1 protein-coding gene is annotated in these 248 nt (G+C 69.0%); it reads right to left on the bottom strand.

What is annotated here, in order from left to right; translation table 11 throughout:
• Window positions 1-248, bottom strand: a 248-nt coding sequence (locus SB816_RS33975) for a hypothetical protein (RefSeq protein ID WP_410548498.1), incomplete at both ends; no start/stop codon positions are given.

Here is a 248-nt window from a genome sequence, read left to right as displayed (position 1 = left end):
CTTGACGACCTTGTAGCCGCCGACCGTCTCCTCGACGATGTACGACAGCTCGTTGGTCAGCGTCTGGTGCTCGCGGTTCAGGCGGCGCAGGCGGCGGTTGATCTTGCTGACGAGCCAGCCGATGCCCGGCAGGATCACCGCGACGATCAGCAACGGCTTGCGCACGCCCCGGCGGTCCGACCAGGCACCCACCAGGGCCCCGGACACCGCCCAGGCCAGGGCCAGGATCGACGACAGCATGCCCAGGT

It is taken from the genome of Achromobacter sp. SIMBA_011, assembly GCF_046535435.1.
GTDB lineage: Bacteria > Pseudomonadota > Gammaproteobacteria > Burkholderiales > Burkholderiaceae_B > Achromobacter > Achromobacter dolens.
The sequence above is the reverse complement of the archived record's forward strand: the minus strand, read 5'-3'. Positions and strand labels throughout refer to the sequence as shown.